The organism is Paenibacillus sp. CF384, assembly GCF_900106745.1.
GTDB lineage: Bacteria > Bacillota > Bacilli > Paenibacillales > Paenibacillaceae > Paenibacillus_Z.
Genome location: NZ_FNNV01000011.1, coordinates 140574 through 153165 on the forward strand (window position 1 = coordinate 140574; position 12592 = coordinate 153165).

The window sequence follows — 12592 nt, forward strand, 5'->3', positions numbered from 1 at the left end:
GATTTTTCTTGTCAACTTTTGTTTACAAGATTCTGCGACAGGTTCCTACAAGGAATACTTCTAGCAGACATTCTTTATACGAAATCTGCTCAACTCGTGAAAGGGGGTGAATCGGCCAATGAGACAAACGAGCAATCTATATTCTAAACAAAACTCTAAAGAAACTAAGCGTTATATAGGAGGAGACAAAAAGGTTATGAAAAAAAGTTTATCCCTACTCGTAGCAGCAGCTATGACTCTATCTACAGCATCGGTGGCTTTTGCTGCTGACGGCGCAACAACTACTGAATTGTCCACACAAGCGAAATTCGACGCACTTAAAGCAGCAGGTATCTTCAACGGTTTCCCAGACGGTTCTGCTGGTCTTGACAAAGAAATGACTCGTGCTGAGTTCGCTAAAGTACTTACGAAGCTAAGCGAGCTTGCAGAAAACTCTGCAGCTAACGTTTACTCCGACGTAGCAAAAACTCACTGGGCAGCTGGATTTATCGGCGCTGCATCTGAAGCTGGCCTTCTTAACGGTCTTGGCGGCGGCAAATTCGGTCCATCCGGTAAAGTAACAATCGAGCAAATCGCTAAAGTTGCTGACTTGGTAGCAGGCGTTGAGCCTTCTGACAAAGAAGTAACTGGTAAAGTATCTGCTTGGGCTAAAGGTTTCGTAGCAGCAGCTATCGAAGCTGGCTTGCTTCCTGAGCTTCCGTCCTACCAAGTGAACGCAACTCGCGGTCAACTAGTAGACGTAGCTTACGATCTTGCACAACCAGAAGACGCAACTCTTGCAGCAACTGCTAAAGTAGCAGGCGCTAAGAAAATCGACGTTGCTCTTAACAAAGTTTCTGACAAAGCAACTTTCGAAGTTAAGAACGCTTCCGGTACAGTAGTAAACGTTAAAGAAGTAACTTTCTCCACTGACAAGAAAACAGCTACTCTTGCATTCGCTTCTAACCTTGTTAAAGGCGAGTACACTATCAACGTTAAAAACGGTGAAGAAACTGCTTCCGCTAAAGTAACTGCAGAAGACGAAAAAGTGACTAAGATTGAATTCGCTTCTGACAAAGCAGTTATCGACCGTGCAGATGCTTCTGCAAAAACAGTTTACACAACAGTTAAAGTTCTTAACCAATACGGTGAAGATGTAACTTCTACTAAAGCAGGTTCTGTTACAGTAACTGCTGGTAAAGGTACAGCTGCATTGAACACTAACGGTAGCCTAGTTCTTACAGCTGGTGCAGTATTCGCAAAAGACGAGAAAGTAGCAGTTAGCGCACTTGACGCTTCCAGCAACACTTTCGCATCTGCAGTACTGACAGTGGTTGACAAAGCAGCTGTTGCTGAATTGACAATCGACAAACTGTACAACGCTGACGGCAAAACACTTTCCAAGAACGAGAATGACTCCCAAAACTGGGTGCTTATCGTAACTGGTAAAGACCAATACGGCAACTCGATTTCGAAACCAGAATACTTCGAAAACGATGTATTGGTTAGTGCAAGCAACCCATCGGTTTCCGGCGTATTGACTAAAGTTGTTGACGCCGTAACTGTAGCTGACTTCGGCACTACAACTATCGACGGTACAACTTATGTATCGCTTCCAGTACAACTTCCAGAAACAGCTGGCGTATCGACTGCACTTGCTGGTACTTCCAAGATCACTATGATCTCCAAAACTACTGGTAAAAACACATCGTTCGATGTAGCTGTTAAAGACACGGTTAAAGTTGATACTCTTACTGCTTCCGCTCCTGCACTTGCAGTAGCTGGTGAGACTGTTGACATTCCATTCACAGCTGTTGACCAATTCGGCGCAGCAGTTACAAACGCTGCTGATCTGATTGCTGGTGTAACTAGCAAATCCGTAACTGGTGGCGGTACAATTAACTTCGTTCAAGACTATGTTAAGAACACTGCGAAACTTCAAGTTTCCGGTCTTGCTGAAGGAACTGCAATCGTAACAATCATCACTGGTACTAACAAAGTAACTCAACTGACAATCAATGTTCAAGCGACAGCAAAACCAGTTGTAGTCTCTGCTATCAAAGACTTCAACAAAAACTTCGCTACGGGTGCTACAGCAACATTGACTAAAGACAATGTAGTTGCTAAAGACCAATATGGCCGTGACATCGCAACAACTGGTTACAAAGTATACGTGTCAACTTCCGATGCGGCTAAAGTGAAACTGACTGGAACTGCAGTTGGCGATACAGGTTTCTTCGATCTTACAGCTGCTAATGTTACTGTTGGCGCACTGGCTAAAGGTTCGTCCACAGTTACTTTGAAGTTGGTTACTGCTGCTGGTGCTGATGTAACAAACAGCGAGTACACTTACACTTCCAAAGTAGTTGAAAAAGCAGACGTTGCTTCCTACGAACTTGCTGATATCGGTACTGTTTACCACTCTGCAACAGAAAATGCTGCTTATGCTAAAGACATCACTGTAAACGGTGTGTTGGCTGATGGTACGAAAGTAGCTGTACCTGCAACTTGGTTCAATGTTGAAGATACAGATGCTAATGTTGAAGTTGACGGCAACAAAATCCGCGCATTTGGTCCGGTAGCTGGCTTCACAGATGGTGCTAAAGACGTAACTGTAACTGCAGTCGTTGAAGGCGCAACTGGTCCAGTTGTGTTGACTAAAGTTGCTAAAGTAACTACAGCTGCTCCATCCGTATCGACTCTTGAAGTTGTTGAATCCGGCGCCTTCATTAAAGAAGATACTAACGTTATCTCTGCAAGTGTAGCAAGCGTTAACGACGCAACTAAAGTTAACACTTTGGTTAATGCAGTTGTTAAAGCAGTTGACCAATACGGCGTTGAGCTGACTGGTGCATCTGAGCCTGCTTACAAAAACTACATCACTAACGTAACTGACGGCAAAGCTATCACAGCTGTAGCTGCAGGTAACACGTTCCAAGTGACTACTGTAGTTGGCGGCAAAACGATTTCCTTCAAAGTAATCGTTAAAGCTTAATAGAGACTCAACTCTCTGAGAAACAGGACCGAGCAATCGGTCCTGTTTTTTCTTATATTTAGAAACTTTTCGACGTAATATCCGTCTATAACAGTAGAATCTAAAAAAGGATGATGAATAGATGCGATTAATTCAACGTGCGGGCCTTTCCTTACTACTTGCTTCAACGGTTATATTACCGGTTTCGAATCTTGCACAGCCAAACCATGCTTTTGCAGCTGCAGCTGTCGTGAATAATATCAAAGCCTTTAGCTTGGGCGGGGGAAGTACTGCGCAAATAACGGATCTGCAATTCTTGTACGGCGATAATGAAAAGACTGCTTATTTCACTGTTTCTGTATATAACAATTCTAATAAAGAGTTGGATTTCTCCGACTTTTGGGTTGAGTTGTGGACGAAGAAAGGAACCAAATACTCGATTAAGATGAATGAACAGGATGCTAAGAAGACTAAGGTCGTAGCAAAGACGACGACAGATTATCATTTCACGGCAAAAGTAAATCCGAATTTGAACTTATCGGACTTCTCCTTCAAACTCATCAAATGGGATTTCAGCCAAGCTAACTATACACGGACAATCGGTCAAGTATCGGTTCCATCCACATTTAATCCCATCGTTCCAGCAGCTACAGGCAAAGTCGTGAAGATTGGCAACAAGAAGATGAGCAGCATTCTAGCTAAATCTCAATTCGCTGTCATTAGTGGACAACTTGAAGGTGCACTCGTTTACCGAGTCACGAACTACAGTTCCCAAACCATTGCATTGAATAATTTAAACTATTACATAAAGCGTTCAGGTGGAACTTTAAGCAAGCTAAGTGCAGATGCATCAGGTGATCAGCAGCTCGCGCCAGGTGCTTCCAAAGAGATTCAGCTTTACGGCACATTGCCGATTACGAAGATCGACCCCAACATGCAATTAATCGTTACCTCTTCAGATGAAGAAACAAAGACTGAAACTCCAATAGCAACATATACCGTTAAGCCGCTTTCGCTTGAACAGGTTTATGTAAAGCCTGGAAAATTAGGCAAGCTTTCTATTGAAGGCAACGCAGTTAATACAAAGATCAGAGATGCTTTTTACAATCAAGATGCGCAAACACAATCTTTATCTTTGTATTTAAACTTCAATAACGCAGGAAAATCATCAGTTAGCTTACCGACTTATAGCTATTATATTTTAACCAGCACGGGCGCCATGTATCCGGCGAAACAATCGCAAGGAGCAACTGCTCCGGAACTATCTCCGGGAATCGAGAAAGAACAGTATTTGCAATTCACATTGCCTGCCGGAGTAAAAACAGATTCACTGAAGCTAATCATTAAAAAAACAAGTGAAGAGAACAAAAAAGGATATGTGGTTGGTTTATTCCAAGTGCCGCCAAAATCAAGCGGTCAGAATATTAGCACAGCACCAATTAAATATGTTACAAAGCAAGGCATGTTTGAATTTTCACTGTTGCGTGGTGAGCGTTTACCATGGGGTGAGCAGGATATGATTAATGCGCTCATTTCTGTGAAGAACACTCAATTTGATGTTAAATCTTTGCCAAATTTGAAGGCATCTATTCAACTTGGCGACTATAAGGTCGATGATAAAGATATCCAGCTTATCAAAACGGAGCAGATCGTTGCTATCGGTGGGAACACTTATACAACCTATATAGTCAGTACGAAAGTGCCGTATACCTTTGCAGCAAGTGATGTTACCGTCTCATTATCGGAAGCGACCGGTGAGGGCGATGCTGGATCAACGCCAATCGGAACCTTCCAACTGAAGAATTCTCAATTGAAGCTGCCAACTATCAAATCCACAGCTGCGCTTAATGTTACGGGGATTGGAAGAAAAGCATCTCTTCAAATTAATCATGTAAATACCTATGTCAATGCAGACGATGACACGAAGTTGCTGTACGCCGAGTTTGATTATTCAAGCTTGGAACAACGTTTTGCTAATCTAGCTAATTTACAAGCTTACTTTAAGACGAAAGATGGCAACTATGTTCCGGCAAACTTCCAGAATATCAAGGATAAAATAACGCCGAATAAACAGAACCTGGTCATGGCTTACGCAACCTTCCCTGAAAACTATGATCTAACCGATGTACAACTCATCATTGGTCAAGGTATTACAGCCGGACAATTGACTGCACCCGATGGAGTGGCTGATGGATATGTTAATGCCGTTCAATATGAGATGCCTATCGAGAACTCGGCAGTTCTACCAAACTTCGAGAATATGGTCATTAATCCATACAAATTGTCGATGACGAAACTCTCTCCTTCGCTTCAGGATGCTTACAAGATTAATATTGATTTTGAATATGATCTTGCGAAAACCGTCGAATATGAGAAATTGGCAGGAACACATCAATTAGTTGTCGAACTAGTCGACAGAGACAACAAGTTTGAGCATGTGTTCGAATTGGAAAAAGGAAATGGCGCACTGAAAGTCGGCGAAGATATCAAGGAATCCGTTTCCTTCGAGGATGAGAAGCTATGGGGCATTATTTATCGAGAATTTACCGTAAATGTCTATGATCAGTTCCAAGGCCACAAGAAGCTGCTTGCGACTAAGGTGCTGAATCAGGCGATGACAAACGGGTAATGAAGTTATGAGGTGAGTGGTTACTTGAAGAAAAGTGCGAAATTAGCTGTATTCTGTTCCATCATTGGTGCTGGAATCATTGTATTTAGTTTGGTGACCAATCAAGTCCAAGGTGACAGCGATTCTGTTACCCCAGGCTCGGTCAACGACCCCGTCGTAACAAAAAGCTACATTGATAAACAAGTAGCTGCGCTTGTGAAGGCGGAGTTGGCTAATCAGAACGGCGGAATGGACGACAAGAAACTGCAGGAGATGTTCGATGCGTTTCGCGCCGAGATGGAGCAGAGCGGAGGTTCATCTAAAGTAGAAGTTGTTACTGTGCCGGTTGGCAAGCGACTTGTTGCTAAAGATGGTACGGAATTTATCGTTCGTGCAGGCAAAGCAATGGCCTACAGTGCAGACGCTAACGGGATTTCGGATCTGACAGACGGTGTAGATATTACGAACGGTAAACCCGTTCCTAATAATCACTTCATTCTGTTCCCGCGCGGTGGTCGCGGTGTGACGGCGCAGGTTGGTCAGAAGGCTGCTTTAACCGTACTTGTTCGTGGTGCTTATGAAATACAAGTGCAGCAATAGTTATTTTTACCCGATCTGACAACATGTTATCCGCGTCGAACGGTGCATTCCGGAACAAGCTATAAGCATCCCATCAGGAGGTGCTTATCATGTCGAGAAGTAATCGCAAAGTTGTTCCGGAATGTGCACAGGCGCTCAATCAGATGAAATACGAAATTGCAGCTGAGCTTGGTCTTATGTCCGGTGGCTATGCATCCGGATCTGCGGATACAGAATTCGGAACAGAGCTTGGAGGAACAGGCGGTTCCGGCGGCCATGTCAATTGGTCGCAGCTTGCGACAAGAGATGCAGGATCTGTAGGCGGGAATATGACAAGGCTGCTTGTCCAACGAGCAGAGCAGGTTCTCAAAGGGCTGTCATAGTTAGACGGCTATTGCCATTGACACAAAGCGACAGTTTCGGTATCATACTGTTTTAGAGAGTATTCATGAGACCTTTTCCGATTACAACATCGGAAAAGGTTCATTTTTTGAAATCGAAACGTTGGGCATTATATAGAACCCATTATCGGGTATTCATTTTCTTATAGAGTCCCAGCATTTTGTGCATGTTATTCATCATACTTAGAATTTTGAAAGCTGTAGGAGGTTGAGATTAGATGTCACTTAAAGGACGTCATTTGTTCACATCGGAATCCGTTACTGAAGGCCATCCCGATAAGATATGTGATCAAATTTCAGATGCGGTATTGGATGCTTTTCTTGAAGTTGACCCGTATGCGCGCGTAGCGTGCGAAGTTTCGGTAGCAACGGGCTTGGTGCTTGTTATCGGCGAAATCAGCAGTAAAGCGGATTATGTCGATATTCCTGCGATCGTTCGTCGTACAATCAAAGATATCGGCTACACGCGTGCGAAATACGGCTTCGATTACAGCACTTGTGCGGTTCTCACATCGCTTAATGAGCAATCGGCTGACATCGCGCAAGGCGTTAACGCTGCGCTTGAAACACGTGAAGGCGTAGAGAACGTTCATCAAGAAAACCCGGATATCGGTGCAGGCGACCAAGGCTTGATGTTCGGTTTTGCTTCCAACGAAACACCTGAACTTATGCCGCTTCCAATCGCGCTTGCTCACCGCATTTCGCGTCAATTGGCGGAAGTACGTAAGAACGGTACATTGGATTACCTCCGTCCGGATGGTAAAACGCAAGTAACGATCGAATACGTAGACGGCAAGCCGGTACGCGTAGATGCGATTGTTGTTTCGACCCAACATGCGGAAGAAGTGTCGTTGGAGCAAATCCAAGCAGACATCCGTAAGCATGTTATCGCTCCTGTCGTTCCTGTTGAATGGCTCGACGAAGAAACGAAATATTTCATCAACCCGACAGGCCGTTTCGTAATTGGCGGTCCTCAAGGTGATGCTGGTCTTACAGGTCGCAAAATCATCGTGGATACGTACGGCGGTTACGCTCGTCACGGCGGCGGTGCTTTCTCCGGTAAGGATCCTACAAAAGTTGACCGTTCCGCAGCTTATGCAGCGCGTTATGTAGCGAAGAACATCGTTGCAGCAGGCCTTGCAGATAAGTGTGAAATTCAGCTTGCTTACGCAATCGGCGTAGCAAACCCGGTTTCGATCAACGTTGACACGTATGGCACAGGTAAAGTCGATGAGGAAATTCTTGTTGAAGTCATCAAGAACAACTTCGATCTTCGTCCTGCAGGCATCATCAAGATGCTTGACCTTCGTCGTCCAATCTACGGTAAAACAGCAGCTTATGGCCACTTCGGTCGTACAGACATCGATGCACCGTGGGAACGCGTTGACAAAGCAGATTTGCTGAAAGCAGATGCTCTGCGCTAGTAGTTGCTCCATAATCGAACCGCTCCTCACAAGGAGCGGTTTTTTTTGTGCAACGCTTCACTTTATCTTCATTTCAGACGCCTTCGAGCCGAAAAATATAGTACATGTGTCTTAATTAGGGAGTGGGTAATAGTGGTCCGAAATCGCAGATGGGTTTCAATCTTAACAGTATTGATGGTGGTGCAATGCTTCATCATCGGCGGATTTGTAAATAAGCCCGCACACGTATCGGCCGCCGCCAGCGGTCCGGTTATTTCCAGCTTCTCTCCATCGGTCCAAAGTGCAAATGTACCGGTGAATACCAATTTGATCTTAGCTTTCGACGAGAACGTGAAGAAAGGAACGGGCTCCGCAACGATTCAAATTCGCAGGCAGCTCGATAATCAGTTGTTCGAGTCGTATACGGTTGCATCCGACAGCAAGGTTGCTGTAGGCAGCGGAACGAGCCGGAACATCGTTACGATTTCGCCAAGCACGAATTTCGCGCTTAATACAAGCTACTACGTCACGATCGACGCAGGGGCATTCGCGAATGATGCGAATGCGAACTTCGCAGGGCTAACCAGCGCAGTAGGCTGGGTTTTCACAACCGTATCGGCAATCGACACAACAGCGCCGACCCTGTCGACATCTTCTAGTTCACTAACACCGGCGAATGGGGCAACGGCTGGAGTAGGTACCTCATTGATGATGGCATTTAGTGAGCCTGTGTATGCAGCCAGCGGCAATATTACAGTTACCAATGTGAATCAGCCTGCTGATACGCAATCCATTAGCGTCAATTCGATCAATGTAACGGGGAGCGGCAGTGCCGGCAAATTAATTGTCGTTAGTTTGCCAAGTAGCTTGCAGGGGAATAGCACCTATGAGGTCGTTGTACCAAGCGGGGCTTTTCAAGATGCTGCTGGAAACAATTTCAACGGAATAACGACTTCAAGCTGGAGATTTACTACCAATGCCCCACCGATCGGGAATGCAGTTCTATCGCCGGCAGATAATGCTTTTGCCGTGAGCGTAGCTTCGAACTTTACGCTTACCTTCCCTGGAAGGGTTAGGGCGAATACGGGTACGATTAGTATCAACAAAATTTCGGATAACAGCACGGTGCAGGAGATTAATGTCGCTTCTTCAGCTGTATCTGTCGTTTCCAGCGGAGCCGGATCAACGGTCATCATTAATCCACCTGCTGACTTGGCGGCGAATACAGGCTTCTATATTCTTATTGATTCCGGTGCATTTGTGGATGCTTCAGATGCATCTAAGCAATATCAAGGCATGCAGGACGCGACCTCCTGGAATTTCTACACGGATCCGGGCAATGATACAACGCCTCCTAGCTTGCTTGCAGAACGGAAACCTCTTAACGCGCAATCATCAACATCTATCAATCTGGAGATGAACTTCAGTGAGCCGGTCTATCCGGGCACAGGAACCATCACCGTTCGTACCTATCCTTCCGGTGCCGTGTTCGCGTCGATCCCGGTTACTTCGTCCAAGGTTAGCGGTGGGGGCTCTACGAAAATCATCGTAACGGATACCAGTAAAACTTATGTGAACAATCAGAGCTACTATGTTGAAATTGGCGGGCAAGCGTTCTCGGACGCAAAAGGGAACTATTATTCAGGATTATCGGGTTCAAGTGCTTGGCGCTTCACGGTTACCCAAGATAGCGTGTCGCCTACAATCGTGACGCAAACGCCGGCTAATACGGCGATTGACGTTCCGGTGCTAGGCATGAAGCTGGAAGCTTTGTTCAGCGAACCGATTCTGCTTGGTGCTGATTCATCTGCGATCGTAATCAGACCCATTACATCTGGCTCAGGCGGTTCTGCGATCGCAACAACGTATGCGATCGATCCGAATAACAATCGGAATCTCTTAATCACGCTTAACGGCGCGATGCTGCCCAATACGGACTATTATGTGGAGATGGCGGCGGGTGCCGTAATGGACTTGGCGGGCAATCCTTTCGACGGTATCCTCAATCAATATCAGTGGACCTTCAAAACATCTTCAGGAGCTGCAGGCGCTCCAACCGTAACAAGGGCTGATCTGGTGGGAAGCACCAAGATCGCAATCACGTACAATGAGAATCTAAGCACCAGCTCAGATTCGATCCCGGTTCCGGCCAATTTCTATGTGACCGTGAATGGCGCAGGACGTACGGTCACGGCTGTTCAAATAAGCGGACAAGTCGTGACGCTTACGCTTCAGAGTGCTGCGTCTTATGGACAAGTGATACGAGTATCCTATTCGGCAGGCTCCAAGCCGATCAAAGATTTAACAGGAACCGCTGCAGCCAATTTCTCGAATTTGGCGGTTTCGAATGTGCCGGATTCCACAGCACCGCGACAAGTGAGTGGGACAATTGCAGGCAACTTGATCATATTGACCATGAGTGAAGAATTGGCAGCCTTAAATCAGAATGCATATTTGCAATTCACGGTTCTAATTGATGGCGCGTACCGTACGGTGACGCAAATCAGCGGCAGCGGAAATACGGTCTTCCTGAATTTCAGTGGGAATTCAGCTTCTATAGGACAGTCGGTAACCTTGTCCTATTCCGCAGGCTCTTATCCGCTGCGTGACTTATCGAACAATGCGCTTGGTTCATTTAGCGGATTCTATATCCAGAACGGACAGGATGCGAAAGCACCGCTGTTGCAATCGATAACCTCGTCAGGCTATACCATCACGTTAAACTATGACGAGGGACTTAACGGTGCACTAATTCCTTACACTTCGTCGTTCTATGTTACGGTGAATGGAACGTTACGAACAGTCTCCTATGTGACCGTGAATGGGACACAAGTCATCTTAAGTCTATCAACTTCAACAATTGCTAGTGATGTTATATTGGTCACATACCTTGGCGGGGTACCGGCGATTACGGACCTCGGAGGAATTCCGGCACAGGCGTTTAGCGCAATGCAGGCCAATGCAGGGGGGACCACAACGCTTGGTCTCAACGGGATCGTGGCCAAAGGCGGTGAAGTTACGATTACCTTCTCTAGTCCCTTGAATACATCCTATTTGCCCTCAACGTCGCAATTCAGCGTAAAGGTGAATAATGTGTCTCGTCCGGTTTCTTCAGCCGCCATTAAAGGCTCGGCTGTTGTGCTTTCTCTGTACACGCCGATAAGTGTCGGGGATACGGTCAAGGCAAGCTACAGCAGTGCCGGGACTTCCATTCGATCCACAACCGGTGCGATAGCAGCAGCGTTTACGGATTCGAATGTGGCGAATCAGACGACATGGGATGATTCGACGAGCGGTGATTTCAAGTCTGCGGTAGGCGGAGGCTTGGAAATCAAAGTGGCCAGTGCGACGACAGCTTCGGCTGTTTCACCGGCAGGCAATGCAGTCAACAAGTTTATATTATCCTCCGAGAAGGTGGCACAAGCGTACAACGCCGTTCGGAAAGCCGGAGGCACGCTGCCACGAGTGGTCTTCACGGTGCCGGATTCTGAGAAAGCGGCTGTAGTCGCGCTTCCGCTCGGGACATTGGAAGATACGAAGAAAGCAACGTCGAATGCATCCTTTGCGATTGTTTATAAGAATGTAACTTATGAGTTCCCGCTCAGCGCGCTCAACTACGTACAGTTAGGCCAAATGATGAATGCGGCAAGTGCAGTCGGGCAGTTGAATGTGTCCATCGACACAAATGCCGGATCACTGGGATCGACGCTTACCTCGCAGTTGAATGGATCTAATGCGCAAATTCTCATTAATCCCATCAGCTTCGAAATGTCGGTTTCAAGCAATGGTCAAACGAAGAATGTGGAAACATTAAATAACTATGTGACTAGGTCTATTACTAGCAGCGCAGTATTAGATGGCAAAGCCGTGTCGGTTGCATGGCTGGATCCGCAAACAAACAAGCTTTCCTATGTTCCGACTCGAGTGACTCGCGCCAATGGGCAGTCTGTCATTTCGTTCAAACGGAAAGGAAACAGTGTGTATGCAGTTGTACAAGGTGCTGCTGGGTATACGGATTTGACTAATCACTGGGCACGTGGAGACATTCTGCTTCTAGCGAAGAAGTATATTGTCGAGGGCAATACGCTTACGACCTTCGCTCCGAAGAAGGCCATCACGCGCGGAGAATTTGCTATGTTCATAGCCAAAGGGCTTGGCCTAGCCGGTGACCGTACAGCTGCCGGCAAATTCAAAGACGTGAATACGTCTACGGCGCTGGCTGCCTACATTGGGGCGGCGAGTGCGGCCGGAATCGTGAAAGGGATGGCAGATGGCTCATTCAAGCCCAACAATCCGATTACGCGCGAAGAGATGGCATCCATGATGGTGCGTGCAGCAAGCGCGGCAGGCGTCTCCATCGTACCGAAGCAAACGACGACGAACCTGCTTAAGAAGTACACCGACCGCGGCAAAATCGGGACATGGGCGCAAACCGACGTAGCTAAAGCAGTCGACTCCAACATCATTAGCGGTTTGACGACCAGTACCTTTGGTGCCAAAAATAAAGCGACAAGAGCAGAGGCTGCAGTCATGCTGAAAAGGCTGCTCAGCTACTTGGAATTTATCGATATCTAAGAGAAATTGGGCTATCCTGTCGAAACGACACGGATAGCTTTTTTTTGTCGGTCGAATGATGTTGATAGGAGTC

At 46.3% G+C, this 12592-nt stretch carries 6 protein-coding genes; all 6 read left to right on the forward strand.

Features of this window, described 5'->3' with window-relative positions; genetic code table 11:
• Positions 1–118 precede the first annotated feature (118 nt).
• The 6 genes from BLW29_RS18560 (at position 119) to BLW29_RS18585 (ending at position 12519) form a co-directional block, all read left to right on the forward strand.
• On the forward strand, positions 119–2974 hold the full coding sequence (locus BLW29_RS18560) for an S-layer homology domain-containing protein (protein WP_090982314.1): 2856 nt from the start codon (positions 119–121) through the stop codon (positions 2972–2974).
• A gap of 121 nt (positions 2975–3095) precedes the next feature.
• Positions 3096–5582, forward strand: coding sequence for a hypothetical protein (locus BLW29_RS18565; RefSeq protein ID WP_090982316.1), 2487 nt, complete (start codon positions 3096–3098; stop codon positions 5580–5582).
• Positions 5583–5606: 24 nt separating this feature from the next.
• The gene (locus BLW29_RS18570) at positions 5607–6161 is read left to right on the forward strand and encodes a hypothetical protein (RefSeq protein WP_090982317.1); all 555 of its coding nucleotides are present in this window, start codon (positions 5607–5609) and stop codon (positions 6159–6161) included.
• 89 nt (positions 6162–6250) lie between these two features.
• Positions 6251–6523, forward strand: coding sequence for an alpha/beta-type small acid-soluble spore protein (locus BLW29_RS18575; protein WP_090982319.1), 273 nt, complete (start codon positions 6251–6253; stop codon positions 6521–6523).
• A 236-nt stretch (positions 6524–6759) separates the two neighbouring features.
• Positions 6760–7965 (forward strand): methionine adenosyltransferase, encoded by a 1206-nt coding sequence (gene metK / locus BLW29_RS18580; RefSeq protein WP_090982320.1) that lies wholly within the window; start codon positions 6760–6762, stop codon positions 7963–7965.
• A 132-nt stretch (positions 7966–8097) separates the two neighbouring features.
• Entirely contained in the window at positions 8098–12519 is a 4422-nt protein-coding gene (locus tag BLW29_RS18585; RefSeq protein WP_090982322.1) for an Ig-like domain-containing protein, read from the forward strand.
• Positions 12520–12592 lie beyond the last annotated feature (73 nt).